19 protein-coding genes are annotated in these 26,205 nt (G+C 56.6%); 7 read left to right on the forward strand and 12 right to left on the reverse strand.

What is annotated here, in order from left to right; translation table 11 throughout:
- Position 1: 1 nt before the first annotated feature.
- Positions 2 to 4,462 (reverse strand): glutamate synthase large subunit, encoded by a 4,461-nt coding sequence (gltB, locus tag H2Z33_RS10800; RefSeq protein WP_017382722.1) that lies wholly within the window; start codon positions 4,460 to 4,462, stop codon positions 2 to 4.
- 687 nt (positions 4,463 to 5,149) lie between these two features.
- Here gltB and H2Z33_RS10805 point away from each other — a divergent pair.
- Positions 5,150 to 6,091 carry a TIGR01212 family radical SAM protein gene (locus H2Z33_RS10805; protein WP_114503652.1) on the forward strand — a complete coding sequence of 314 codons (942 nt, stop codon included), beginning with the start codon at positions 5,150 to 5,152 and terminating at the stop codon, positions 6,089 to 6,091.
- Here the strand turns inward: H2Z33_RS10805 and H2Z33_RS10810 are convergent.
- On the reverse strand, positions 6,071 to 7,573 hold the full coding sequence (locus H2Z33_RS10810) for a helicase HerA-like C-terminal domain-containing protein (RefSeq protein WP_040118157.1): 1,503 nt from the start codon (positions 7,571 to 7,573) through the stop codon (positions 6,071 to 6,073). The genes H2Z33_RS10805 and H2Z33_RS10810 overlap by 21 nt on opposite strands.
- Positions 7,574 to 7,710: 137 nt before the next feature.
- Here H2Z33_RS10810 and H2Z33_RS10815 point away from each other — a divergent pair, with 137 nt between their 5' ends.
- Entirely contained in the window at positions 7,711 to 9,357 is a 1,647-nt protein-coding gene (locus H2Z33_RS10815) for a dihydroxyacetone kinase subunit DhaK (protein WP_032655246.1), read from the forward strand.
- Between the two features lie 92 nt (positions 9,358 to 9,449).
- Here H2Z33_RS10815 and ahr read toward each other — a convergent pair whose 3' ends face one another.
- The 5 genes from ahr to pepA form a co-directional block, all read right to left on the reverse strand.
- On the reverse strand, positions 9,450 to 10,469 hold the full coding sequence (gene ahr / locus H2Z33_RS10820; protein ID WP_063135411.1) for an NADPH-dependent aldehyde reductase Ahr: 1,020 nt from the start codon (positions 10,467 to 10,469) through the stop codon (positions 9,450 to 9,452).
- Between the two features lie 83 nt (positions 10,470 to 10,552).
- Complete coding sequence (locus tag H2Z33_RS10825) at positions 10,553 to 11,056, reverse strand: GNAT family N-acetyltransferase (RefSeq protein WP_017693907.1); 504 nt, start codon at positions 11,054 to 11,056, stop codon at positions 10,553 to 10,555.
- A gap of 123 nt (positions 11,057 to 11,179) precedes the next feature.
- On the reverse strand, positions 11,180 to 14,035 hold the full coding sequence (locus H2Z33_RS10830) for a valine--tRNA ligase (protein WP_017382726.1): 2,856 nt from the start codon (positions 14,033 to 14,035) through the stop codon (positions 11,180 to 11,182).
- On the reverse strand, positions 14,035 to 14,478 hold the full coding sequence (gene holC / locus H2Z33_RS10835) for a DNA polymerase III subunit chi (protein WP_063135410.1): 444 nt from the start codon (positions 14,476 to 14,478) through the stop codon (positions 14,035 to 14,037). The genes H2Z33_RS10830 and holC overlap by 1 nt, the downstream gene beginning before the upstream one ends.
- A 117-nt stretch (positions 14,479 to 14,595) precedes the next feature.
- On the reverse strand, positions 14,596 to 16,107 hold the full coding sequence (gene pepA / locus H2Z33_RS10840) for a leucyl aminopeptidase (protein ID WP_003861882.1): 1,512 nt from the start codon (positions 16,105 to 16,107) through the stop codon (positions 14,596 to 14,598).
- Between the two features lie 265 nt (positions 16,108 to 16,372).
- Between pepA and lptF the strand changes: the two genes are divergently transcribed.
- From lptF to mtgA, 5 genes are all read left to right on the forward strand, one after another.
- Complete coding sequence (lptF, locus tag H2Z33_RS10845) at positions 16,373 to 17,473, forward strand: LPS export ABC transporter permease LptF (RefSeq protein WP_003861881.1); 1,101 nt, start codon at positions 16,373 to 16,375, stop codon at positions 17,471 to 17,473.
- A complete protein-coding gene (lptG, locus tag H2Z33_RS10850; protein ID WP_001147540.1) occupies positions 17,473 to 18,555 on the forward strand; it encodes an LPS export ABC transporter permease LptG in 1,083 nt (360 codons plus the stop codon). The genes lptF and lptG overlap by 1 nt, the downstream gene beginning before the upstream one ends.
- A 137-nt stretch (positions 18,556 to 18,692) precedes the next feature.
- The gene (gene arcB / locus H2Z33_RS10855; RefSeq protein WP_017382727.1) at positions 18,693 to 21,026 is read left to right on the forward strand and encodes an aerobic respiration two-component sensor histidine kinase ArcB; all 2,334 of its coding nucleotides are present in this window, start codon (positions 18,693 to 18,695) and stop codon (positions 21,024 to 21,026) included.
- A 232-nt stretch (positions 21,027 to 21,258) separates the two neighbouring features.
- A complete protein-coding gene (gene elbB, locus H2Z33_RS10860; protein WP_032672055.1) occupies positions 21,259 to 21,912 on the forward strand; it encodes an isoprenoid biosynthesis glyoxalase ElbB in 654 nt (217 codons plus the stop codon).
- The gene (mtgA, locus tag H2Z33_RS10865) at positions 21,909 to 22,634 is read left to right on the forward strand and encodes a monofunctional biosynthetic peptidoglycan transglycosylase (RefSeq protein ID WP_015571986.1); all 726 of its coding nucleotides are present in this window, start codon (positions 21,909 to 21,911) and stop codon (positions 22,632 to 22,634) included. The genes elbB and mtgA overlap by 4 nt, the downstream gene beginning before the upstream one ends.
- Before the next feature lie 39 nt (positions 22,635 to 22,673).
- Here the strand turns inward: mtgA and npr are convergent, their stop codons facing one another.
- The 5 genes from npr to rpoN all read right to left on the reverse strand — a co-directional run bounded on the left by npr (position 22,674) and on the right by rpoN (position 26,160).
- The gene (gene npr, locus H2Z33_RS10870) at positions 22,674 to 22,946 is read right to left on the reverse strand and encodes a PTS phosphocarrier protein NPr (RefSeq protein ID WP_003861872.1); all 273 of its coding nucleotides are present in this window, start codon (positions 22,944 to 22,946) and stop codon (positions 22,674 to 22,676) included.
- On the reverse strand, positions 22,943 to 23,797 hold the full coding sequence (gene rapZ, locus H2Z33_RS10875; protein WP_003861870.1) for an RNase adapter RapZ: 855 nt from the start codon (positions 23,795 to 23,797) through the stop codon (positions 22,943 to 22,945). The genes npr and rapZ overlap by 4 nt, the downstream gene beginning before the upstream one ends.
- Positions 23,798 to 23,842: 45 nt before the next feature.
- Positions 23,843 to 24,334, reverse strand: coding sequence for a PTS IIA-like nitrogen regulatory protein PtsN (ptsN, locus tag H2Z33_RS10880; protein WP_003861869.1), 492 nt, complete (start codon positions 24,332 to 24,334; stop codon positions 23,843 to 23,845).
- Positions 24,335 to 24,416: 82 nt separating this feature from the next.
- Positions 24,417 to 24,704 (reverse strand): ribosome hibernation promoting factor, encoded by a 288-nt coding sequence (gene hpf, locus H2Z33_RS10885; protein WP_003861866.1) that lies wholly within the window; start codon positions 24,702 to 24,704, stop codon positions 24,417 to 24,419.
- A 22-nt stretch (positions 24,705 to 24,726) separates the two neighbouring features.
- Positions 24,727 to 26,160, reverse strand: coding sequence for an RNA polymerase factor sigma-54 (rpoN, locus tag H2Z33_RS10890; RefSeq protein ID WP_003861864.1), 1,434 nt, complete (start codon positions 26,158 to 26,160; stop codon positions 24,727 to 24,729).
- Between the last annotated feature and the right edge of the window lie 45 nt (positions 26,161 to 26,205).

Raw genomic sequence — 26,205 nt, forward strand, 5'->3', positions numbered from 1 at the left:
CTTACTGCGCCTGCACGCGCAGCTCTGCTGCGCTACGACTACGGTGACCCAACAGGGCTTTAACATCGCTGGACTTCGGCTTCACCAGCGCGAATTTCGCAGAGAATGCCGGCCAGTTGGCCAGGATCTCTTCGCCGCGCGAAGAACCGGTATGCTGCACGTGTTCGGTAATTAAACCGCGCAGGTGTTCTTCGTGGATAGCCAGCGTATCAACGTCCAGCACTTCCACCAGCTCCGGGTTCACACGTTTGCGGAACTCACCGTCTTCATCCAGGACGTAGGCAAAACCGCCCGTCATGCCCGCGCCAAAGTTCACGCCGGTTTTACCCAGGACGCACACAATTCCGCCCGTCATGTATTCACAGCCGTTATCGCCGATGCCTTCCACCACGGTGATGGCGCCGGAGTTACGCACCGCAAAACGTTCGCCCGCACGGCCCGCGGCAAACAGACGACCGCCGGTTGCGCCGTACAGACAGGTATTGCCGATGATGCTCGCTTCATGGCTGCGGAAGGCTGAACCAACCGGAGGACGCACCGCCAGCAGACCGCCCGCCATGCCTTTTCCGACGTAGTCGTTGGCATCGCCGGTCAGGTATAACTCAACTCCGCCTGCGTTCCACACGCCGAAGCTCTGACCCGCGGTACCGCTGAAGTGCGCGGTAATCGGATCCGACGCCAGACCCTGGTCACCGTGCGTTTGCGCGATGTAACCGGAGAGGGACGCACCCACGGAACGGTCGGTGTTGCGGATATCAAACCAGAACGTTTTGCTCTGCTTCTCATCCACATACGGCTTCGCCTGTTGCAGCAGCTGTGCGTTCAGCACGCCGTTGTCGAACGGCGGGTTGTTCTCGGTACAGTAAACCGCTTTGCCAGGATGCGGCTGAGCGGTTTCCAGCAGCTTAGACAGCTCCAGCTTCTGCTGCTTGGCCGTGAAGCCCTCAAGCTCTTTCAGCAGGTCGGTACGGCCAATCAGGTCTACCAGACGCTTCACGCCCAGCTGCGCCATCAGCTCGCGGGTTTCACGGGCGATGAAGTCAAAGTAGTTGGTCACTTTGAACGGCAGGCCGTGGTAGTGATTTTTACGCAGCTTTTCGTCCTGGGTAGCAACGCCCGTTGCACAGTTGTTCAGGTGGCAAATACGCAGGTATTTACAGCCGAGCGCAACCATCGGGCCGGTACCAAAGCCGAAGCTTTCCGCTCCCAGAATCGCCGCTTTGATGATGTCGAGGCCGGTTTTCAGTCCGCCGTCCACCTGCAAACGGATCTTGTGACGCAGGCCGTTAGCGACCAGCGCCTGCTGGGTTTCCACCAGGCCAAGCTCCCACGGACAACCCGCGTATTTCACGGAGGAGAGCGGGCTTGCGCCGGTGCCGCCGTCGTAACCGGCGATGGTGATCAGATCCGCATAAGCTTTTGCCACGCCGGTGGCAATGGTGCCAACGCCCGGTTCGGAAACCAGCTTCACGGAGATCATCGCTTTCGGGTTGACCTGTTTCAGGTCGAAAATCAGCTGCGCCAGATCCTCGATAGAGTAGATATCGTGGTGCGGCGGCGGGGAGATCAGCGTCACGCCCGGCACTGAATAGCGAAGCTTAGCGATGTATGGGGTGACTTTATCACCCGGCAGCTGACCGCCTTCACCCGGTTTCGCACCCTGCGCGACTTTAATCTGAATCACGTCGGCGTTAACCAGGTACGCAGGCGTTACGCCAAAGCGACCAGACGCCACCTGCTTAATACGGGACACTTTATTGGTGCCGTAGCGGGCCGGATCTTCACCGCCTTCCCCGGAGTTGGAGTTGCCGCCGATGCTGTTCATGGCTTCCGCCAGCGCTTCGTGCGCTTCCGGGCTCAGCGCGCCGATAGACATCGCCGCGGTGTCGAAACGTTTGAACAGCTCAGACGCGGGTTCAACCTCGTCAATGCTGACCGCTTCATCACCCGGATTGAGGGCAATGAGATCGCGCAGCGTCGCTGCCGGACGGTTGTTCACCAGCTCTGCATACTGCTGATAATCGCTGTACTCGCCGCTCTGCACTGCCTGTTGCAGCGTGCGCACCACGTCCGGGTTATAAGCGTGATACTCACCCCCGTGGACATATTTCAGCAGGCCGCCCTGTTCCAGCGGCTTACGTGCCAGCCAGGCGCGTTTCGACAGGTTCACCAGATCCTGCTGGAAGTCAGCAAAACCGGCGCCGCCGATACGGCTGATCACGCCCTGGAAGCAGAGGTTGGCGACGTCGTCATGCAGGCCGACCGCTTCAAACAGCTTCGAGCAGCGGTAAGAGGCGATGGTCGAGATGCCCATTTTGGACATGATTTTGTACAGACCTTTGTTGATGCCGTTACGGTAGTTCAGCATCACGGCGCGGTAGTCTTTGTCGATCGCGCGGGTATCTACCAGGCGGGCCAGCGTTTCGTAGGCCAGATACGGGTAGATTGCCGTGGCGCCAAAGCCTAACAGCACCGCAAAGTGGTGCGGGTCGCGCGCGCTCGCGGTTTCAACGATGATGTTGGCGTCGCAGCGCAGGCTCTTGTCCACCAGACGCGTCTGGATAGCCCCCACCGCCATGGGTGCAGGCACCGGCAGACGGTTTTTCGCGATGTTGCGGTCAGACAGCACCAGCAGAACGGTGCCGTTACGCACCATCTGCTCGGCTTTATCGCACAGCGCGTTCACCGTCTCTTCGAGGCTCGTTTCGGTCACGTCGAAGGTGATATCGAGCGTGTCGGCGCGATAGTGCTCCTCGGTCATGGTGGTGAGCTGTTTGAAATCGGAGTACAGCAGGATCGGTGATTTAAAGGTCAGACGGTGCGCCTGGCCTTCAGCTTCACAGAAGACGTTCATCTCACGGCCGATGCTGGTGGCCAGCGACATGACGTGGGCTTCGCGCAGCGGATCGATTGGCGGGTTAGTGACCTGCGCAAACTGCTGACGGAAGTAGTCATAAATAATGCGTGGCTGGCTGGAGAGCACGGCAAACGGGGTATCGTCACCCATTGAGCCGACCGCTTCCTGGCCGTTTTCACCGAGCACGCGGATAACCGAGTCCAGCTCTTCCGCGCTGTAGTTAAACTGCTTCTGGAAGCTCGCGAGGGTGTCATCGTCCAGCTCGCGGCTGCCCACTTCTTCGTCCGACAGATCTTCAAACGGCACCAGACGACGCACGTTTTTCTCCATCCACTCTTTGTACGGATGGCGGCTCTTCAGATCGTTGTCGGTTTCGGCGGAATGCAGAATACGCCCACCGCGGGTGTCGATCACCATCAGCTCGCCCGGTCCGACGCGGCCTTTCTCGACCACTTCGTCTGGCTGGTAATCCCAGATCCCGACTTCAGAGGCACAGGTGATGAGCTTGTCTTTGGTAATAACGTAGCGCGCCGGACGCAGACCATTACGGTCCAGGTTACAGGCGGCAAAACGACCGTCGGACATAACGATGCCCGCCGGGCCGTCCCACGGCTCCATGTGCATGGAGTTAAAGTCGAAGAACGCGCGCAGCTCAGGGTCCATATCCGGGTTGTTCTGCCAGGCCGGTGGCACGAGCAGACGCATGGCGCGCACGATGTCCATCCCGCCCGCCAGCAGCAGTTCCAGCATGTTATCCATGGAGCTGGAGTCCGAGCCGGTTTCGTTCACGAACGGCGCGGCATCGTGCAGGTCCGGGATCAGCGGCGTCTGGAATTTATAGGTACGGGCGCGGGCCCACTGGCGGTTGCCGGTGATGGTGTTGATCTCGCCGTTATGCGCCAGGTAGCGGAACGGCTGCGCCAGCGGCCAGCGTGGAACGGTGTTGGTGGAGAAGCGCTGGTGGAACAGGCAAATGGCCGATTCCAGACGCAGGTCCGCCAGGTCCAGGTAGAAGCGCGGCAGGTCAGCCGGCATACACAGACCTTTATAGATGTTCACAAGGTTAGAGAGGCTACAGACGTAGAACTCTTTATCATCCTGAAGACGTTTTTCAATGCGGCGGCGGGCGATAAACAGACGGCGTTCCATATCACGCGGACGCCAGCCCGCAGGCGCGTTGACAAAAATCTGTTCAATACGAGGCAGCGAGGAGAGGGCGATTTCACCGAGCACCCCTTCGTTGGTTGGCACATCGCGCCAGCCGACAATCGACAGGGTTTCACGCTGAAGTTCTTCTTCAACGATGCGGCGCGACGCGGCAGCTTTTTCAGGATCCTGATTCAGGAACAGCATACCGACAGCGTAGTTTTTGGCTAAACGCCAGCCGCGCTCTTCCGCTACGATACGGAAGAAACGATCCGGTTTTTGCAGCAGCAGGCCGCAACCGTCGCCGGTTTTACCATCGGCAAGGATGGCGCCACGGTGCTGCATACGGGCCAGTGCGTGAATAGCAGTACGCACTACCTTGTGGCTAGGTTCGCCTTCTATGTGGGCGATCAGGCCGAAACCACAGTTATCCTTCTCAAGGGATTTATCGTACAACATATCAGTGAACCTCCCCAGGCTCGTCGGGCTTCCCACTGAACTTTACCGTGGCGCACAGGCGCAGAAAGAGCATGGCGACGGGGTTAGCGTTTCATACGCGGACCTCGCATTCGCCCTCTTTTTCATCCTTTCGCGCAGGTAAACAAGTTTGAGGACTTGCTTCAGAGGGAATCTCAATTACTGCATAAATATGATGAGCAGGCCGCTCATCCAGAAAGCTTCCAGCGGATTTCCAACTTATCGGGAATTGGTACACAGGTCAAATGGCAATCTTATTTATACAAAAATGTGCTAAAGCGTAGTTATCTTTTTGTTTTTAATATGTATTTAACTATTTTCACAACCACTTAAAGCACCGGGGAGGTGCAGGGGAGTGTGATCTGACTCACTATATGAAAGCGGTATTATCGATGCAGCGTGCTGAAATGCAGATTTATAGCAGAATATTAATCTGGTGTTGCATTCAAACCCGCATAAAATCACTGTTTTTCAGTCCTGGCGCTATAAATGAAAAAAACCATTAGAACATAAGGAAAAGTAATTACGTACAGGGTGAATGAAATCTCGGTAATCGTGATTATTTATTCAAACAGATAAAGGCCGTCCAGGGCGATTGATCCAGGTCATCGCCGACAGAGGCTAAAAATGGCAGGCTTGTCCCCTTTCTTCGGGACGGTCTATCAGATTATGCAGTTACAAAAATTAGTCAATATGTTTGGTGGGGATCTTTTGCAGCGCTATGGGCAAAAGGTTCACAAACTGACGCTGCACGGCGGCTTTAGCTGCCCGAATCGCGATGGCACCATCGGGCGTGGTGGCTGCACTTTCTGTAACGTGGCCTCGTTTGCTGACGAGGCCCAGCAGCATAAATCTATCGCTGAACAGCTCGCCCATCAGGCGAGTCTGGTGAATCGCGCGAAGCAGTATCTGGCCTATTTCCAGGCCTACACCAGCACGTGGGCTGAGGTGCAGGTGCTGCGCTCGATGTATCAGCAGGCGGTTGCTCAAGCGAACATTGTCGGGCTGTGCGTGGGGACGCGTCCGGACTGCGTGCCGGAGGCCGTGCTGGAATTACTTAGTGAGTACAAAGAGAAGGGCTACGAGATCTGGCTGGAGCTGGGCTTGCAGACCGCGCATGACAAAACCCTGCACCGTATCAATCGCGGGCATGATTTCGCCTGCTACCAGCGCACCACGCGTCTCGCCCGTGAGCGTGGATTAAAAGTCTGCTCGCATCTGATTGTCGGCTTGCCAGGAGAAGGGCAGCAGCACGGGCTGGAAACGCTGGAAAAAGTCGTCGAGACCGGCGTGGATGGCATTAAGCTGCATCCGCTGCATATCGTGAAGGGCAGCATAATGGCGAAAGCATGGGAAGCGGGGCGGTTAAGTGGTATCGAACTCGACGACTATACGGTGACGGCGGGGGAGATGATTCGCCACACGCCTCCGGAGATTGTTTACCACCGCATCTCGGCCAGCGCCCGCCGCCCAACGCTTCTGGCACCGCTCTGGTGTGAGAACCGCTGGACGGGGATGCTGGAAATCGACCGCTATCTACAGGAGAACGGCGTACAGGGGTCGGCGCTTGGCCGCCCGTGGGTTTCCCCGCTACCGGCGACGGCCGCCTAGCAGACTTCCCAGCATGCCGCGTACTATCTGGTTGGTAATCTGACGCGTCGCGCTTTTTGCCATGGTCTGAACCACGCCATCGCGTTTGCCGCCGCGTGGCCCGGTGCTGCCGAACAGAATATCTTTCAGCCCGCCGAGAATGCCGTCGTCCACGGCAACAGATTGCCCTTTTGCGGCAGGGGCATCCTGCGATTCGGCAGTCGCCTGCACCCCTTTTTGCAGCATTTCGAACGCGGATTCGCGATCTACTTCGTCTTCGTACTTTCCGTACACCGGGGAGTGATTAATCAGGCCGTTGCGTTCATCGTCCGTTACCGGCCCCATGCGCGAGCAGGGCGCAATCACCATCGCACGCTCGACAACTGTCGGGCTGCCTTTTGCATCGAGGAACGAAATCAGCGCTTCACCGGTACCCAGCGCCTGAATGGCGGTTTCGGTATCAAAGGCCGGATTGGCGCGCATGGTTTGCGCCGCGGCTTTCACCGCTTTCTGATCTTTCGGCGTAAAGGCGCGCAGGGCGTGCTGCACGCGGTTACCCAACTGCCCCAGTACGTTGTCCGGAATATCCGACGGGTTTTGCGACACAAACCAGACCCCGACGCCTTTGGAGCGGATCAGGCGGATAACCTGTTCAATTTTATCCAGCAGCACCTGCGGCGCGTCGTTAAACAACAGGTGCGCTTCGTCAAAGAAGAACACCAGTTTGGGTTTTTCCAGATCGCCTGCTTCCGGCAGTTGTTCGTACAGTTCAGAGAGCATCCACAGCAGGCTGGCGGCGTAAAGCTTCGGCATCTGGTAGAGCTTCTCTGCGCTCAAAATGTTGATGATGCCTTTGCCGCTGCTGTCGGTACGCATCCAGTCTTTGATATCCAGCATTGGCTCGCCGAAGAAGTGTTCGGCCCCCTGTTGCTCCAGCGTCAGGAGCCCGCGCTGAATGGCGCCCACCGAGGCGCTGCTGATATTGCCGTACTGGTTCTGGAAGGATTTGGCGTTATCGCCAATGTACTGGGTGATGGCGCGCAGATCTTTGAAGTCGAGCAGCAGTAGCCCCTGATCGTCGGCGATACGGAAGATAATGTTCAGTACCCCGGACTGCACGTCGTTGAGGTTAAGCAGACGGGCCAGCAGCAGCGGGCCGAGGTCGGAGACGGTGGCGCGCACCGGATGGCCTTTTTCGCCGAAGATATCCCAGGCCACCACCGGATTACCGTGCGGCGTCCAGTCCGTGATGCCGATATTTTTCAGGCGCTCGAGGAGTTTTTCTGACGCTGCGCCTTCCTGAGCCACCCCGGTTAAATCGCCCTTCACGTCAGCCATAAAAACCGGCACGCCAGTCTCTGACAACGACTCAGCCAGCTTTTGCAGGGTAACGGTTTTCCCCGTCCCGGTCGCGCCGGTGATCAGGCCATGACGGTTCGCCATCGCGGGCAGTAAAAACAGCTCTTTTTCCAGCGTCCTGGCGATTAACAATGGTGTACTCATGATGCACGTCCTCTCGTAGTCCTGGGTGGAGTATAGGCAACCTGACGGCAAAATGTCTGCGTAAATTCCTCACTTTGCGGCGCATTATCCAGTGCGGACTATGCTTTTGCATACGGTAAACAAAATTTTGGGAAACTATGTCCAGATTCTTTTTTAACGACCGCAAACAGCTTGTCAACGATGCCATTGAAGGCATACTTCTCTCCGCGCCGCACGGTAATCTCGTCAAACTGGATATCGATCCGGCCATCCGCGTGGTGGCTCGCGGCGACTGGGATAAAAGCCGCGTGGCGGTGATCTCCGGTGGCGGCTCCGGCCATGAACCGGCACATGCCGGGTTCGTCGGTAAAGGCATGCTTACCGCAGCGGTATGTGGCGATCTGTTCGCTTCCCCAAGCGTGGATGCGGTCCTCAATGCCATTGTGGCGGTGACGGGCGATCGTGGCTGCCTGCTGATTGTGAAAAACTACACCGGTGACCGGCTTAACTTTGGCCTGGCGGCGGAAAAAGCCAAACGCTACGGCCTGAAGGTCGAGATGGTTATCGTGGCGGATGATATCGCCCTACCGGATAACAAGCAGCCGCGTGGTATCGCGGGAACGGCGCTGGTGCATAAGATTGCGGGATATGCGGCAGAACAGGGGAAATCGCTAAACGACGTGCGGGATATTGCACAACAGGCCTGCGATAACCTCTGGAGCCTGGGGGTTGCGATGCAAACCTGTAACCTGCCGGGTAGCGATGATGAAGAAGGGCGCATCAGGCAAGGCCACGTGGAGCTGGGGCTGGGGATTCACGGCGAGCCGGGGGCATCGGTGGTGGATACGCAAAACAGCAGAGCGATTATCGATACGCTGGTGACGCCGCTAAAAGCCCAGGCGGGTGACGGGCGCTTTGCGGTGCTGATCAACAACCTCGGCGGCGTGTCAGCGCTGGAGATGGCTCTGCTCACCAAAGAGCTGGCGCATTCGGCGTTGAAAGAGAACATTGCGTATCTGATTGGCCCGGCGCCGCTGGTGAGTGCGCTGGATATGAAAGGCTTTTCGCTAACGCTGTTAAAGCTCAACGATTTCTTCGAGAAGGCGATTCACGCCGAGGTCGAGACGCTGGGCTGGCAGAAGCCCGTCGCGTTCGCGCCCCTGCGTACCGTCCCCCATAGCGCCCTTCATGATCGCGTGGAATATACCCCGTCGGACAATCCGCAGGTGAGCGAGGCCGTCGCCTCGGTAACGAAAACATTGATCCAGCTGGAAAATCGCCTTAACGCGCTGGATGCCAAAGTAGGCGATGGCGATACGGGCTCCACCTTTGCGCAAGGGGCGCGGGATATTGCGCAGCGACTTGAGGAGAACAACCTGCCCCTTAACGACGTGCCGACATTCCTCCTGCTGGTTGGCGAGCGGCTGGCAACGGTGATGGGCGGATCGAGTGGGGTGTTGATGTCGATCTTCTTCACTGCGGCAGGACAAAAGCTTCACGATGGACAGCCGCTACCTGAAGCATTGCTGAGCGGACTGGCGCAGATGAAGCAGTATGGCGGTGCAGATCTCGGCGATCGTACGCTGATCGATGCCCTGCAACCGGCGCTGGAGGCGTTACAGAAAGGCAATATTCAGGCGGCAGCGCAGGCCGCGCAGCAAGGGGCTGAAGCAACGGCGAAAATGGCGAAAGCCGGCGCGGGACGCTCGTCGTACGTGAATAAAGAGAATCTGGACGGGGTGATGGATCCGGGAGCGGTCGCGGTGGCGGAAGTGTTTAAGACTATGGTAGATGCAAAACGGTAACAACCGTTACCGTTTTTAGTGTTTGCGCCCTCTCCCTGTGGGAGAGGGTTGGGGTGAGGGCATCAGGCCGCACATTCCCCGGCAATCTCACATCAGAAATCCGCTTTCAACACCACGCGGTAGCGGGCTTTGCCGTCGCGCACGTGCTGGATCGCTTCGTTGATTTTTGACATCGGATACAGTTCGGTGGTCGGTGCCACTTTTGTGCGTCCGGCAAACTTCATCAGCTTGCGCAGCTCGTACGGTGTACCGGTCGCGGAGCCTGACACGCTGCGATCCCCGCCGATCAGGGTAAACGCCGGAACCGGCAGCGGCTTCATCACCGCACCCACGGTGTGGAAGTTACCGCCGTAGGCCAGGGCTTCAAAGTACGGCTGCCAGTCGAGATCGACGTTCACGGTGTTGATGATCAGGTCAAACTGGCCTGCCAGAGCGGTGAGCGCCTGGGGATCGCGACTGTTTACCACTTTATCCGCACCCATCGCCAGCACTTCCTGCTCTTTCGCCGGGTTAGAGCTAAACGCCGTGACTTCACAGCCCATCGCGTGCAGCAGCTTGATGGCGATATGGCCCAGACCGCCAATCCCGATCACGCCCACGCGGCTGGTGGCGGTGACGTGATGCATCAGCAGCGGTTTAAAGACGGTGATACCGCCACACAGCAGCGGACCTGCGGATTCAATATCAATGCTGTCCGGCAGCGGGATAACCCATTGCCAGTCGGCGCGCAGCTTATCGGCGAAACCGCCCTTGTTCAGGATGGTCGGCGTTGCGCCCTCAAGGCAGTTGATCTGATTGCCGCTGATACAGGCGTCGCAGTGGCTGCAGCTGCGTGCCGTCCAGCCGATACCCACGCGCTGGCCCACTTTCAGCCCTTTGTCCTGCGCGGCGCTGCCGAGCGCCACGACGCGGCCAATGACTTCGTGCCCGGCCACCAGCGGATAGCTGGAGAAGCCCCATTCATTGTCGATCATCGAGAGATCTGAGTGGCAGATCCCGCAGTAATCAACCTGTACTTCGACGTCTTCCGCTTTTAGTTCGCCCGCATCGTACTCGTACAGCTCAAGTTCTGCACCCGCCTGCGGTGCGGCGTAGCTTTTTATCTTCGACATCGCATTTCCCCTGTTTTGGTGTGAACTGTGAGTGTAGAGCATTCAGTTTACAGACGCTTAACAGAAGACGGCAGGAACAAAACTTACAGATTTTTCAGCATCCTGACTTCGCAGTCCACGTGGCCCGTGCAGCCCAGTGGCGCATCAATATGCTCAAAGCCGAGATGTTCATACAGGCCAATGGCCTCTTTAAGGAAAGCGGTGGTTTCAAGGTAGCAACGTTTAAAGCCCTGTGAGCGTGCATGTTCCAGGGCGACCAGCGCCAGCTTTTTCGCCAGGCCTTGTCCGCGTATCGTTGGCAGGAAATACATTTTCTGGAGTTCACAGATATCCGGCTCGCTGCAAAGCAGTGGGGCAATGCCGCCGCCGCCCACGACCTGGCCGTCCTGCTCGATGACCCAGTAGGCATGGCCCGGCTGGCTGTACAGCTGAAAAAGTTCGTCCAGATTTGGGTCGGCCACGGTGTAGCCTTTGTCGGCGGTCAGGCCATATTCGGCAGAAACCGTGCGGATAACGGCGGCGATAGCCGGGTTGTCCTGCTCAGTGATCCGACGCATTGTCGTCGCGACGGGGGTAATCACGCTCATAGCATTACTCATGACAAAAATTGACACACAACTGCTGTTAATAGCACCGCAGAAAGGGGAGTGCAAGCGAGGAGTTTTCAGGAAGGATACCCCTTACGCCCTGAAGCGTAAGGGGTAAAAGCATTACAGCGCCGCGATAACCGCCTGCTGCTCGATCAGTTTGGTCTTCGCATCGGCGAAGGCAACCAGACGCTCACGCTCTTTGGCGATGACCGCTTCCGGCGCGCGGGCCACAAAGCCCTCGTTCGCCAGTTTGCTTTCGATTTTGCCAATTTCCACGTCGACTTTCGCCACTTCTTTCGCCAGACGCGCCAGCTCCGCATCTTTGTCGATCAGGCCCGCCATCGGGATCAGCAGCTCCGCGCCGTCGATGATTTTGGTCACGGAAACCGGACCTTTGTCATCGGCAGGCAGCACGGTGATGCTTTCCAGACGCGCCATGGTTTTCAGGAAGGTGTTGTTCTCGGTGACGCGACGAACGGCAGCTTCGCTGCAACCGCGCAGCAGCAGCTCCAGTGGTTTACCCGGAGCGATGTTCATTTCCGCGCGGATGTTACGTACCGCAACGATCGCCTGCTTCAGCCACTCGGTATCCGCAGACGCGGCTTCATCCACTTTCGCGGCGTCGAATGCCGGGAACGGCTGGAGCATGATGGTATCGGCATTAATACCGGCAATCACCTTCACGCGCTGCCAGATGGTTTCGGTGATGAACGGAATGATCGGGTGCGCAAGGCGCAGCAGACCTTCCAGAACGGTAATCAGCGTATTACGCGTGCCGCGCAGTTCCGCTTCAGAACCGCCGTTCATGACCGGCTTCGCCAGCTCCAGGTACCAGTCGCAGAACTGGTTCCAGGTGAATTCGTACAGGATGCCTGCCGCGATGTCGAAGCGGTAGCTGTCCAGCGCGTCGCGGAATGCTTTCACCGTCTGGTTAAATTCCGCCAGGATCCAGCGGTCTGCCAGAGACAGGGTCATTTCGCCGCCGTTAAAGCCGCAATCCTGATCTTCGGTGTTCATCAGCACGAAGCGGCTGGCGTTCCACAGCTTGTTACAGAAGTTACGGTAACCTTCCAGACGCTTCATATCCCAGTTGATGTCACGACCGGTGGAGGCCAGCGCCGCCAGGGTGAAGCGCAGGGCGTCGGTACCGTGAGATTCGATCCCGTTCGGGAACTGCTTCTCGGTACGCTTGCGGATTTTCTCCGCCAGCTGCGGCTGCATCATGTTGCCGGTACGTTTTTCCAGCAGCTCTTCCAGAGAGATACCGTCCACCATATCCAGCGGGTCGATAACGTTACCCTTGGATTTGGACATCTTCTGGCCTTCGTCGTCGCGGATCAGGCCGGTCATGTAGACGGTATGGAACGGAACCTGCGGCTTGCCGTCTTCGTCTTTGATGAAGTGCATGGTCATCATGATCATGCGGGCGATCCAGAAGAAGATGATGTCGAAGCCGGATACCATCACGCTGGTTGGATGGAACTGACGCAGCGCGTCGGTGTTTTCCGGCCAGCCGAGGGTAGAGAAGGTCCACAGTGCGGAGGAGAACCAGGTATCCAGCACGTCTTCGTCCTGGCGCAGGGCAACGTCAGCGCCCAGGTTGTTTTCCTGACGCACTTCCTCTTCGGTGCGGCCAACGTAGACATTGCCTTCGTTGTCGTACCACGCCGGGATACGGTGACCCCACCACAGCTGACGGGAAATACACCAGTCCTGAATATCGCGCATCCAGGAGAAGTACATGTTTTCGTACTGCTTCGGCACGAACTGAATGCTGCCGTTCTCAACCGCTTCCACAGCCGGTTTCGCCAGCACGTCGGCACGCACGTACCACTGGTCGGTCAGCATTGGCTCGATAACCACGCCGCCACGGTCGCCGTACGGCACGGTCAGATCGTGAGGTTTAATCTCTTCCAGCAGGCCGAGTGCGTCAACGGCGGCTACGATGGCTTTACGCGCGGCAAAGCGCTCCAGCTTCTGGAACTCAGCCGGGATGTCGCTGGAATAAACGTCGGATTCGTTGCCTTTAGTGTCATACACTTCTGCGCTTTCGCGGATATCGCCGTCGAAGGTCAGAATGTTGATCATCGGAAGTTGATGACGACGACCGACTTCATAGTCGTTGAAGTCATGCGCCGGGGTGATTTTCACGCAGCCGGTGCCTTTTTCCATGTCGGCGTGTTCGTCGCCCACAATCGGAATACGGCGGTTCACCAGCGGCAGCACCACGAATTTGCCGATCAGATCTTTATAACGCGGATCTTCCGGGTTAACGGCCACGCCGGTATCGCCCAGCAGGGTTTCCGGACGGGTGGTCGCCACCACCAGGTAATCTTTACCGTCGGCGGTTTTTGCGCCGTCGGCCAGCGGATAGCGGATGTGCCACATGGAGCCTTTAGACTCGCGGTTTTCCACTTCCAGGTCAGAGATGGCGGTGCGCAGTTTCGGGTCCCAGTTGACCAGGCGCTTGCCACGATAAATCAGGTCTTCTTTGTACAGGCGCACAAAGACTTCTTTCACGGCGTTGGACAGGCCTTCGTCCATGGTGAAGCGCTCGCGCTCCCAGTCTACGGAGTTGCCGAGACGGCGCATCTGACGGGTAATGGTGCCGCCGGATTCTGCCTTCCACTGCCAGATTTTGTCGATGAACGCGTCGCGACCGTAGTCGTGGCGGGTTTTACCCTCTTCAGCGGCAATTTTACGCTCAACCACCATCTGGGTCGCGATACCCGCGTGGTCAGTCCCCGCCTGCCACAGGGTATTTTTGCCCTGCATGCGCTGGTAGCGGATCATGGTATCCATGATGGTCTGCTGGAAAGCATGCCCCATATGCAAACTGCCGGTGACGTTCGGCGGCGGGATCATGATGCAGAAGGACTCTTTGCTTTCGTCGCCGTTAGGCTTGAAATAGCCCTGCTGTTCCCAGTGCTCGTAAAGCGGCTGTTCGATATCGCGTGGGTTATATGTCTTTTCCATTATTTCCAGGTTGCCGTATTCAGGTTAAAACCGGCCAGGCGGTACGCTTTGTAGCGTTCGCGCGCCAGTTGTTTCAAGGATTCTTCGTAAGGGACAAAGTCTACCACTTCTGTGAAAGCGGTGGCAAAATCTGCAAAGTCTGTCCGCAGGCTAATGAGAATGTCGCGCGCGCTGCTGTTGCGTTTTTGCGGCCAGGCAATCTCCACCGGTGCCCCGCCGCGTGGACCTTCGCCCGACAGGTTATGCGGAACAAAACTCTCCGGCGGGCGCGCCCATAGCGCTTCATCCAGGCGAATCGCCTGCTGCTCATCTTCACAGGCAATCAGGACGCGTTTACCTGCGCGCCAACGTTCTGCGGCAATTTCACACACCAGCTGTTCAACGGCGCTGAGGCCATCCCGATGGGTGTCATTGTCCAGAAGGTAGAACGTTGCATTCTTCATATATGGGGCTTCTTGTCGTGGATTTAAATGCAAAGCCGGGTGGCGCTTCGCTTACCCGGCCTACGGTTGAGTGGCGTGTAGGCCGGGTAAGGCGTAGCCGCCACCCGGCGTTTTACATCACTCGTCGCCGTTAAAACCCGCACGATTGAGCAGGAACTGCGACAGCAGCGCCACCGGACGTCCGGTCGCGCCTTTGGCTTTACCGGAGCGCCATGCGGTCCCCGCGATGTCCAGGTGCGCCCAGTTGTACTTGCGGGTAAAGCGCGCCAGGAAGCAGCCCGCGGTAATTGCTCCGCCAGGACGACCGCCGATGTTCGCCATGTCTGCGAAGTTAGACTCCAGCTGTTCCTGGAACTCGTCCCCCAGCGGCAGACGCCACGCGCGGTCGCCGGCCTGCTCGGACGCGCCGATCAGCTCATGCGCCAGCGGGTTGTGGTTCGACATCAGGCCGGTGATGTGATGGCCCAGCGCGATCACGCAGGCGCCGGTCAGGGTAGCCACGTCAATCACCGCTTCAGGTTCGAAACGCTCAACGTAGGTCAGCACGTCACACAACACCAGACGGCCTTCGGCGTCGGTGTTCAGCACCTCAACGGTCTGGCCGGACATGGTGGTCAGCACATCACCCGGACGATAAGCGCGGCCGCCAGGCATGTTTTCGCAGCCCGCCAGCACGCCGATCACGTTGATGGGCAACTGAAGTTCCGCGACCATGCGCATGACGCCGTAAACCGCCGCCGCGCCGCACATGTCGTATTTCATCTCATCCATGCCTTCTGAAGGCTTGATGGAGATACCGCCGGAGTCGAAGGTCAGCCCTTTACCGACGAGCACGATGGGTCGCGCATCCTCTGACGGATTGCCCTTGTACTCAATGACCGACATCAGGGATTCGTTCTGGGAACCGTTACCGACCGCCAGATAAGAGTGCATCCCCAGCTCTTTCATCTGCTGTTCGCCGATAACGCGGGTGATGACGTTCTTGCTGTACGCGTCAGCCAGCTGGCGCGCCTGAGACGCCAGGTACGCGGCGTTACAGATGTTTGGCGGCATATTGCCAAGATCTTTTGCCGCTTTAATACCGGCGGCAATGGCCAGACCGTGCTGAATGGCGCGCTCGCCGCTGGTCAGCTCGCGACGGGTTGGCACGTTAAAGACCATTTTACGCAGCGGGCGACGCGGCTCGCTTTTGGTGGTCTTCAGCTGATCAAAGCTGTAGAGGCTCTCTTTTGCGGTTTCGACGGCCTGACGCACTTTCCAGTACGTGTTGCGGCCCTTAACGTGCAGCTCCGTCAGGAAGCAGACGGCTTCCATCGAACCAGTATCATTCAGTGTATTAATGGTTTTCTGAATAACCTGCTTGTACTGGCGCTCATCAAGCTCACGTTCTTTACCACAGCCAATCAGCAGAATACGCTCGGACAGGACGTTCGGAACATGGTGCAGCAACAGGGTCTGCCCTGGTTTGCCTTCCAGTTCGCCACGGCGCAGCAGGGCGCTGATATAGCCGTCGCTGATTTTATCGAGTTGCTCGGCGATCGGGGAGAGTCGGCGTGGTTCAAAGACGCCCACAACGATGCAGGCACTCCGCTGTTTCTCCGGGCTACCGCTTTTTACACTGAACTCCATGCACTACGCTCCTGAATCTTAAAGACAACGGCGGCGGCTACGGATAGAATTGAAACCTTTCGTAACTCATGTCCGCCGTTGTGGTGACTTCGTGTTAATCTTACGTTACTACGGTTTCGACACGTCAATAAATGTCATGAAGCGCGAATCCGCCGGGTTTTTTAATCTTAGCGATGATTTCGACGACTCAAGAGAATAAATGACGTTTAAGCCATGAAACAAGCTAAATTCCTGCATAAGACGAGTTTTAACGGGCGTATTTAAAGTGATAATCATAAGATATCTGGTTCGGGAGACGCTGAAGAGCCAACTGGCGATCCTCTTTATCCTCCTTCTGATCTTTTTCTGTCAGAAGCTGGTCAGGATCCTCGGCGCGGCGGTTGATGGCGAAATCCCAACGAATCTGGTGCTTTCCCTGCTCGGGCTTGGCGTGCCGGAAATGGCGCAGCTTATCCTGCCGTTAAGCCTGTTCCTTGGTCTGCTGATGACCCTGGGTAAGCTCTATACCGAAAGTGAAATCACCGTGATGCATGCCTGCGGCCTCAGTAAAGCCGTACTGGTAAAAGCAGCCATGGTGCTGGCGCTGTTTACGGGCATTGTTGCCGCGGTTAACGTCATGTGGGCGGGGCCGACCTCCTCTCGTCATCAGGATGAGGTGCTGGCGGAAGCAAAAGCTAACCCGGGGCTGGCGGCGCTGGCGCAGGGGCAGTTCCAGCAGGCTACCGACGGTAACTCCGTGCTGTTTATCGAAAGCGTCGATGGCAACCGCTTCAATGACGTGTTTCTTGCTCAACTGCGCCCGAAAGGTAACGCCCGGCCTTCTGTGGTGGTGGCGGACTCCGGTCAGCTGTCTCAGCGTAAAGACGGCTCTCAGGTTGTCACGCTGAACAAAGGAACGCGTTTCGAAGGCACGGCTATGCTGCGCGACTTCCGTATTACCGATTTTCAGAACTACCAGGCCATCATTGGCCATCAGGCCGTCGCGCTCGATCCCACGGATACTGAGCAGATGGATATGCGCACCTTAATGAATACCGATACCGATCGTGCGCGTGCTGAACTGCACTGGCGTATCACGCTGGTCTTCACCGTATTTATGATGGCGCTGATGGTGGTTCCGCTGAGCGTGGTAAACCCGCGTCAGGGCCGCGTGCTGTCGATGCTGCCAGCGATGCTGCTGTATCTGGTGTTCTTCCTGCTGCAAACCTCAATCAAGTCTAACGGCGGGAAAGGAAAAATTGACCCGATGATCTGGACCTGGGTCGTGAATGGTTTGTATCTGCTGCTGGCAGTCGGACTCAACTTGTGGGACACGGTGCCTGTGCGTCGTCTTCGTGCCCGGTTTACGCGTAAAGGAGCCATCTAATGCAGGCGTTTGGCGTACTTGACCGCTATATCGGTAAAACGATTTTCACCACCATCATGATGACCCTGTTCATGCTGGTGTCGCTCTCGGGCATTATCAAATTTGTCGACCAGCTGAAAAAAGCCGGGCAGGGGAGTTACGACGCGTTGGGCGCCGGAATGTATACCCTGCTCAGCGTACCAAAAGATGTGCAGATCTTCTTCCCGATGGCGGCCCTGCTGGGTGCGCTGCTGGGTCTGGGGATGCTGGCTCAGCGTAGCGAACTGGTGGTGATGCAGGCATCGGGTTTTACCCGTATGCAGGTTGCGCTGTCGGTAATGAAAACCGCGATCCCGCTGGTGCTGTTGACCATGGCGATTGGCGAATGGGTCGCGCCGCAGGGCGAACAGATGGCGCGTAACTACCGTGCTCAGGCTATGTACGGCGGTTCACTGCTCTCCACGCAGCAGGGATTATGGGCGAAAGATGGTCAGAACTTTGTCTATATCGAACGCGTGAAAGGGGACGATGAACTGGGCGGCGTGAGTATCTATGCCTTCAATAACGATCGTCGTTTACAGTCGGTGCGTTATGCCGCCTCCGCTAAATTTGATGCGAACAACAAGCTTTGGCGGTTATCCCAGGTTGATGAATCTGACCTGACGAACCCGAAACAGATCACCGGTTCGCAGACCGTTAGCGGTACCTGGAAAACCAACCTGACGCCGGACAAGCTTGGGGTGGTAGCGCTCGATCCCGATGCGCTCTCCATCAGCGGTCTGCATAATTACGTGAAGTATCTGAAATCGAGCGGACAGGATGCGGGGCGTTACCAGCTCAACATGTGGAGCAAAATCTTCCAGCCGCTGTCCGTGGCCGTGATGATGCTGATGGCGCTATCGTTCATCTTTGGACCGCTGCGTAGCGTGCCGATGGGGGTTCGCGTGGTAACCGGTATCAGCTTTGGTTTTGTGTTCTACGTCCTCGATCAGATTTTCGGTCCGCTGACGCTGGTGTATGGCATTCCGCCAATTATCGGCGCACTGTTGCCGAGCGCCAGTTTCTTCCTGATCAGCCTCTGGATGCTGCTAAAACGCTCCTGATAAACCTTCTTCCTCGCTCCCGGTTGCCCGGGGGCGAGGCTAATCTCCTGTTTCACCCCGCACTTTTTCTCACAACCTTCAACGCCTCGCCGTGAATTTGAGTATTATTGAGCGATAAAGTCGTGAAGGGATCCTCTATGAAGCAAATTCGAATGCTGGCCCAGTACTACGTCGACCTGATGATGAAGCTCGGGCTGGTGCGTTTTTCCATGCTGCTGGCGCTGGCGCTGGTCGTTCTGGCCATCGTCGTGCAAATGGCCGTGACCATGGTTCTGCATGGTCAGGTCGAGAGCATCGACGTGATCCGCTCTATTTTCTTTGGCCTGCTGATTACCCCATGGGCGGTCTATTTTCTCTCCGTGGTGGTTGAGCAGCTGGAAGAGTCCCGACAGCGTTTATCGAAACTGGTGGATAAGCTGGAAGAGATGCGCGAGCGCGATCTCAAACTCAACGTCCAGCTCAAGGACAACATTGCCCAGCTGAATCAGGAAATTTCAGACCGTGAGAAGGCTGAAGCCGAGCGTCAGACCACGCTTGAGCAGCTAAAAGTTGAGATGAAAGAGCGTGAAGTGACGCAGATCCAGCTTGAACAGCAATCCTCTTTCCTGCGCTCGTTCCTCGATGCGTCGCCGGATCTGGTGTTCTACCGTAATGAAGATAAAGAGTTCTCCGGCTGTAACCGGGCCATGGAACTGTTGACCGGGAAAAGCGAAAAGCAGCTGATCCACCTGAAACCTCAGGATGTCTATTCCGAAGAGGCGGCAGCAAAAGTGATGGAGACGGATGAAAAGGTCTTCCGCCATAACGTTTCGCTGACCTATGAGCAGTGGCTGGACTATCCTGACGGGCGCAAAGCCTGCTTTGAGATCCGCAAAGTGCCTTATTACGACCGGGTGGGGAAACGTCATGGTCTGATGGGCTTTGGCCGTGATATCACCGAGCGTAAGCGCTATCAGGATGCGCTGGAACGCGCCAGCCGGGATAAAACCACCTTCATCTCCACCATCAGCCATGAACTGCGCACCCCGCTGAATGGCATTGTGGGGCTGAGCCGCATTCTGCTGGATACCGAGCTGACCAGCGAGCAGGAAAAATACCTGAAAACGATCCACGTCTCGGCGGTCACGCTGGGCAATATCTTCAATGATATTATCGACATGGATAAGATGGAACGCCGTAAAGTTCAGCTCGACAACCAGCCGGTTGATTTTACCGGCTTCCTCGCGGACCTGGAAAACCTGTCAGGTTTACAGGCTCAGCAAAAAGGGTTGAGCTTTGTGATGGAGCCAACGCTGCCGTTGCCGCATAAAGTGGTGACGGACGGCACACGTCTGCGGCAGATCCTGTGGAACCTCATCAGCAACGCCGTGAAGTTTACCCAGAAGGGGCAGGTTGCGGTGCGCATTCGCTATGACGAAGGCGACATGCTGCACTTTGAAGTTGAGGACTCGGGTATCGGCATTCCTCAGGAGGAGCAGGATAAGATCTTCGCCATGTATTATCAGGTTAAAGACAGCCACGGCGGTAAACCGGCGACCGGTACGGGCATTGGACTGGCGGTGTCGAAACGTCTGGCGAAAAGTATGGGCGGGGATATCACCGTTGCCAGCCAGCCGGGTAAAGGCTCCACCTTTACGCTTACCGTCCACGCGCCTGCCGTGGCGGAAGAGGTGGAAGATACGTTTGAGAACGACGATATGCCGCTGCCAGCCCTGCACGTCCTGCTGGTGGAAGATATTGAGCTGAACGTTATTGTCGCCCGGTCGGTACTGGAAAAACTCGGTAACAGCGTGGATGTGGCGATGACCGGCAAAGCCGCGCTGGAGATGTTCACGCCGGGCGAGTATGACCTGGTGCTGCTCGATATTCAGCTACCGGACATGACCGGGCTGGATATCTCCCGCGAGCTGACGCGCAAATATGCTCCTGACGAGCTGCCGCCGCTGGTGGCGTTGACCGCAAACGTGTTGAAAGATAAAAAAGAGTATCTCGAGGCCGGTATGGACGATGTGCTCAGCAAGCCGCTGGCGGTACCCGCCCTGACGGCGATGATCAAGAAGTTCTGGGATACCTGTGATGAAGAGGAGAGCACCATGACGTCTGTTGATAGCGCTAAAGCCCAAACGATACTGGATACCGCCATGCTGGAGCAGTATATCGATCTGGTGGGACCAAAACTGATCACCGATGGCCTCGCCGTGTTCGAAAAAATGATGCCGGGCTATCTGAACGTGCTCGAATCCAACCTGACGGCGCGTGACCAGAAGGGCATCGTCGAAGAGGGACATAAAATCAAAGGCGCGGCAGGATCTGTCGGGTTACGCCATCTCCAGCAGCTGGGCCAACAGATTCAGTCGCCTGATTTACCTGCCTGGGAAGATAATGTAGGTGATTGGGTCGAAGAGATGAAACAAGAGTGGCAAAACGATGTGGCAGTGCTGAAAGCGTGGGTGGATGCCAGAAAAAAATGACCCCGGCTATACCGGGGTGCGCGAATACTGCGCCAACACCAGGGAAATCGTGGCTGCGCCTGATTTTTGTGGGTTGTTTTCGCATGGACGCCGCCTGAAAATTGAGGCCGCACGCAGATAAGATAGCAAATCTTAAACAGTTTGTTACATGAATCAGTGAAATGTGTGAAGCATAGCGTTTTAATCAGAATTTTTAATGTGCTTCAGCGAGTTGCATAGAAGGATCGTCAGAATGAAAAAGATTGGTGTCGTGCTGAGCGGATGTGGTGTTTACGATGGTTCAGAGATACATGAAACCGTATTAACGCTGCTGGCATTATCGCGCCAGGGAGCAGACGTTATCTGCTTCGCCCCGGATAAAACCCAGGCAGATGTGATTAATCATCTTAACGGCGAGCCAATGGCGGAAAGCCGTAACGTGCTGATTGAAGCGGCGCGTATTGTGCGCGGCGATATTCACCCGCTGGCACAGGCCGATGCCGCTGAACTTGATGCGCTCATCGTGCCGGGCGGTTTTGGCGCGGCGAAAAACCTGAGCACGTTTGCAACGGAAGGCACGGCGTGTCATGTCGATCCCGATTTGAAAGCGCTATCGCTGGCGATGCATGCGGCAGGTAAGCCGCAGGGCTTTATCTGCATTGCGCCGGCCATGCTGCCGAAAATTTTTGATTTCCCGCTGCGGCTCACGATCGGAACCGACATTGATACCGCTGAGATTGTCGAGGATATGGGCGGCGAACACGTGCCATGTCCGGTAGACGACATTGTGGTGGACGAGGACAACAAGATCATCACCACGCCAGCGTATATGCTGGCGCAGAACATCGCCGAGGCTGCCGCAGGCATTGAAAAGCTGGTGGACAGAGTGCTGGTCCTGGCCGAATGAGTCGTAAATTCTCCCCCGGCGGGTGGTTAAAACGGATCCTGCTGCGTATTGTGCTGGTCCTGGCTGTGTTCTGGGGCGGCGGTATTGCGCTGTTCAGCATCCTGCCCGTCCCGTTCTCGGCCGTGATGGCAGAGCGGCAGATTAGCGCCTGGCTCTCTGGGGATTTTGGCTATGTTGCCCATTCTGACTGGGTCAGCATGGATGCAATCTCGCCGTGGATGGGGCTGGCGGTCATTGCGGCAGAAGATCAGAAATTCCCGGAGCACTGGGGTTTTGACGTGGCGGCTATCGAGAAGGCGCTGGATCATAATGAACGTCATGAAAACCGCGTCCGCGGCGCATCGACGCTTTCTCAGCAGACGGTAAAAAACCTGTTCTTATGGGACGGTCGCAGCTGGGTGAGAAAAGGGCTGGAGGCCGGGCTGACGCTGGGCGTCGAGACGGTGTGGAGCAAAAAACGCATTTTAACCGTCTACCTGAATATCGCGGAATTTGGTGACGGCGTATTTGGTGTCGAAGCGGCATCGCAGCGCTATTTTGGCAAGCCCGCCAGCAGGCTGACTATGTCCGAAGCGGCACTGCTTGCCGCCGTGCTGCCGAACCCGCTGCGTTTTAAGGCCAGCGCCCCGTCAGGCTACGTGCGAAGCCGCCAGGCGTGGATTATGCGCCAGATGCGTCAGCTGGGTGGGGAAGGGTTTATGGAACGAAATAATCTTAGGTAGGGCGGGTAAGCGCAGCGCTACCCGCCGACATGGCGAACGTTAGTCTTCGTCAAACCCGGCGTTGAACAGCGCAATCACCGCCGCCAGCGCTTCTTCTTCCTGCGGGCCGGTGGCTTCAACTTCAATCTGACGGCCTTTGGCAGAATCCAGCATCAGTAGCGCAATCACGCTGTTGGCTTCTGCCTCGGTTCCCTCGTCGTTGCGCAGCAGCACCTCCGCATCAAAACCTTGCATCAGTTCAAACAATTTCATTGCCGGGCGTGCATGCATGCCCAGCTTGTTGGTGATCTCAACGGTTTGTTTTACGGTCATGTTTTACGTTTTTCCAGCGTGCGATGACGGGACTGAACGTTCTTTCCGCGTGAGCGGAAGTAATCGGCCAGCTGTTCGGCAATGTAGACCGAACGATGTTTACCGCCGGTACAGCCAATCGCCACCGTCAGGTAGCTGCGATTGTTTGTTTCCAGCATAGGTAACCATAGCTCAAGGTAGCTTCGCGTCTGGTAGATAAAATTGTGTACTTCTGTGTGTCGGTCGAGGAACGCCGCCACCGGCTTATCCAGACCGGTCATCGGACGCAGTTTCGGATCCCAGTGTGGGTTCGGCAGGAAACGCACATCAAAAACGTAATCCGCATCGATAGGTATGCCGTGCTTAAAGCCGAAGGATTCAAACACCATCGTCAGTTCGCGCTCGCGCTTGCCGAGTAAGCGCGTACGCAGCATTTCCGCCAGCTCGTGGACGGACATTTCGGAAGTGTCGACAATCAGGTCGGCCCGGGAACGCAGCGGCTCAAGCAGATCGCTCTCTTTATCGATGGCGCTTTCCAGCGAAAGATTTTTACTGGAGAGCGGATGCAAACGACGTGTATCGCTGTAGCGACGGATCAGCGTGTTGCGGTCAGCGTCCAGGAACAAGAGCTGAGGCGAGAAGCATTCCGGCAGGCTGTTCATTGCCTGCTCGAAGATTTCAGGCGATTCCGGCATGTTACGCACGTCGATACTGACGGCGGCAGAGATTTGCCTGTCCGCCAGCGTCCGCGCCAGATCGGGTAACAACACTACCGGCAGGTTATCTACACAGTAAAATCCCATGTCTTCCAGCGCGCGCAGGGCCACGGACTTCCCGGACCCCGAACGACCGCTGACGATCATCAGCACCATGTTCCGTTTCTCCTCAGGGCAGCCGTACTGAAGGCCCTTTCCCGATTATGCCTCATCCTGATTGCCTTCTGCTTCAGTGATAATTTGATAAAGCTCTTCATCACTTTGGGCTGAGCGCAGTCGACGACAAATGGTTTTATCCGCCAGACGTTTGGCAACCAGCGACAGCGTGTGCAGGTGGGTTTTGGTCTGATCGGCAGGAACCAGCAGCGCGAAAAGCAGATCCACAGGCTGGTTATCGATGGCGTCAAAAGCGATAGGCGTTTCCAGTTGCACAAACACCCCCACGGCACGCAGCGTATCTTCTTCCAGCTTGCCATGCGGGATCGCAATGCCATTGCCGATGCCAGTACTGCCCATTTTTTCACGGGTCAGAATGGCTTCAAACACGATCTGCGGCGGCAGACCCAGCTGTTTTGCGGCCAGCTCACTGATGATTTCCAGCGCACGTTTTTTGCTCTGGCAGTGAACGCCACTGCGGGTACAATCCTGGTTAAGGACATTGCTCAGTTGAAGAGCGGAATCGTTGTTTATCATAATTTCACCTAAGCGCTAACTGTACAAATGGCCTGTTGTGTTTCACAACAGGCCGTCCTGCACCCGTTAACTGCCCGGACAATTAGTGTTGTTTCAGTTTATCTTTATGTTTATTGAGCTGTCTCGCAAGCTTATCAATCAAGCCGTCGATAGCCGCGTACATGTCTTGCCCTTCCGCACTGGCATGGAGTTCCCCTCCGTTGACGTGCAGGGTCGCATCCGAGATATGCGTCACTTTCTCCACTTTCAACACAACATAGACCTGGTTGATCCTCTCGAAATACTGCTCGAGTTTCGCAAACTTAGTGTTTACAAAATCGCGTAAAGCCTCAGTAATCTCGACGTTATGTCCGGTGATATTGAGCTGCATAGTGTCTTCCTTATCGGTTGTGTCAAACCAGTTGTTTACGCTGGTTAGACGGCGGAATGGATAAAGACTCTCGATACTTCGCGACAGTACGACGTGCCACCATAATACCCTGATCGGACAGCATGGTGGTTAACTTACTGTCACTGAGTGGCTTCGCGGGGTTCTCCGCGGCGATCAACTTCTTCACCAGTGCGCGAATAGCCGTTGACGAGGCTTCGCCGCCGCCTTCGGTGTTCACGTGGCTGGAGAAGAAATACTTAAGCTCAAAAATACCGCGTGGGCTGTGCAGATATTTCTGCGTGGTCACGCGGGAAATGGTTGATTCATGCATCTCGACGGCCTGGGCGATGTCCGCCAGCACCATCGGTTTCATAAACTCTTCGCCCTGCTCAAAGAACGCCTGCTGCTGTTCGACAATACAGCGGCTGACGCGCAGCAGCGTGTCATTACGGCTCTCCAGGCTCTTGATCAACCAGCGTGCTTCCTGAAGGTTGCTGCGAATGTATTGATTATCAGCGTCGTTACGGGCGCTGGTGCACATGGAGGCATATTGCTGGTTGATTTGCAGGCGAGGAATGCTGTCGGCGTTCAGTTCAACGACCCACCGGCCATTGTGTTTTCTCACCAGCACATCAGGGATGACATATTCCGGTTCGCTGGTCTGGATCGACTGCCCCGGACGCGGATCGAGCGACTGGATCAGATTCACCGCTTCCTTCAGCACCTCTTCTTTCAGGCGTGTGACGCGCATCAGGGTGCGGAAGTCGTGATTCGCCAGCAGATCCAGATGATCGCTGATGATGAGCCGGGCTTCGTCAATCCACGGTGTCTCTTTGGCAAACTGCGAAAGCTGGATCAGAAGGCAGTCGCGCAGATCTTTCGCGGCGACACCTATCGGGTCGAAACGCTGAACGCGTTTCAGAACGGCTTCGATCTCTTCCAGTTCAATCTCGTCATCGCCGATGCTTTCCAGAATCTCGTCCAGCGTCACGGTCAAATAGCCCGTGTCGTCAACGGCATCGACAATCGAGGTGGCAATGGCGCGATCGGTATCGGAGAAAGGAGTCAGCTCTACCTGCCACATCAGGTAGTCCTGAAGCGACTGGGTGGTTTCGCCCTGGTAGACCGGGAGTTCATCGTCCTGGTAGTCTGCGCGCGTCCCGGAAGGGGTACCCGCGGTGTAGATTTCATCCCAGCTGGCATCCAGCGGCAGTTCGTCCGGCATCTCTTTCTGTTCGAGCGCATCTACGGAGTCGAGCGTTTCTGTGTCCTGCGTCTGCTGGGCGTCTACCTCGTCATGAAGATCGGTTTGCTCCAGCAGCGGATTGCTGTCCAGCGCCTGCTGGAGCTCCTGCTGGAGTTCTAACGTGGACAGCTGCAACAGACGGATTGCCTGCTGTAGCTGCGGCGTCATGGCCAGTTGCTGGCTGAGCCGTAATTGCAAACCTTGCTTCATGTTCAGAGCGTTTTTCTCCGGTTCGGCGTGACTTAACCTCTACCC

It is taken from the genome of Enterobacter sp. YSU (genome assembly GCF_016082135.1).
GTDB classification, from domain to species: domain Bacteria; phylum Pseudomonadota; class Gammaproteobacteria; order Enterobacterales; family Enterobacteriaceae; genus Enterobacter; species Enterobacter hormaechei_C.

Bases quoted from the DNA above. Each gene is read 5' to 3' on its own strand.
- rapZ (WP_003861870.1), bottom strand. From the start codon at position 23,797: ATGGTGCTGATGATCGTCAGCGGTCGTTCGGGGTCCGGGAAGTCCGTG.
- H2Z33_RS10825 (WP_017693907.1), bottom strand. From the start codon at position 11,056: ATGAGCGTGATTACCCCCGTCGCGACGACAATGCGTCGGATCACTGAG.
- H2Z33_RS10805 (WP_114503652.1), top strand. From the start codon at position 5,150: ATGCAGTTACAAAAATTAGTCAATATGTTTGGTGGGGATCTTTTGCAG.
- holC (WP_063135410.1), bottom strand. From the start codon at position 14,478: ATGAAGAATGCAACGTTCTACCTTCTGGACAATGACACCCATCGGGAT.
- npr (WP_003861872.1), bottom strand. From the start codon at position 22,946: ATGACCGTAAAACAAACCGTTGAGATCACCAACAAGCTGGGCATGCAT.
- ptsN (WP_003861869.1), bottom strand. From the start codon at position 24,334: ATGATAAACAACGATTCCGCTCTTCAACTGAGCAATGTCCTTAACCAG.
- mtgA (WP_015571986.1), top strand. From the start codon at position 21,909: ATGAGTCGTAAATTCTCCCCCGGCGGGTGGTTAAAACGGATCCTGCTG.
- H2Z33_RS10830 (WP_017382726.1), bottom strand. From the start codon at position 14,035: ATGGAAAAGACATATAACCCACGCGATATCGAACAGCCGCTTTACGAG.
- lptG (WP_001147540.1), top strand. From the start codon at position 17,473: ATGCAGGCGTTTGGCGTACTTGACCGCTATATCGGTAAAACGATTTTC.
- gltB (WP_017382722.1), bottom strand. From the start codon at position 4,462: ATGTTGTACGATAAATCCCTTGAGAAGGATAACTGTGGTTTCGGCCTG.
- ahr (WP_063135411.1), bottom strand. From the start codon at position 10,469: ATGTCGAAGATAAAAAGCTACGCCGCACCGCAGGCGGGTGCAGAACTT.
- H2Z33_RS10815 (WP_032655246.1), top strand. From the start codon at position 7,711: ATGTCCAGATTCTTTTTTAACGACCGCAAACAGCTTGTCAACGATGCC.
- arcB (WP_017382727.1), top strand. From the start codon at position 18,693: ATGAAGCAAATTCGAATGCTGGCCCAGTACTACGTCGACCTGATGATG.
- elbB (WP_032672055.1), top strand. From the start codon at position 21,259: ATGAAAAAGATTGGTGTCGTGCTGAGCGGATGTGGTGTTTACGATGGT.
- rpoN (WP_003861864.1), bottom strand. From the start codon at position 26,160: ATGAAGCAAGGTTTGCAATTACGGCTCAGCCAGCAACTGGCCATGACG.
- H2Z33_RS10810 (WP_040118157.1), bottom strand. From the start codon at position 7,573: ATGAGTACACCATTGTTAATCGCCAGGACGCTGGAAAAAGAGCTGTTT.
- hpf (WP_003861866.1), bottom strand. From the start codon at position 24,704: ATGCAGCTCAATATCACCGGACATAACGTCGAGATTACTGAGGCTTTA.
- pepA (WP_003861882.1), bottom strand. From the start codon at position 16,107: ATGGAGTTCAGTGTAAAAAGCGGTAGCCCGGAGAAACAGCGGAGTGCC.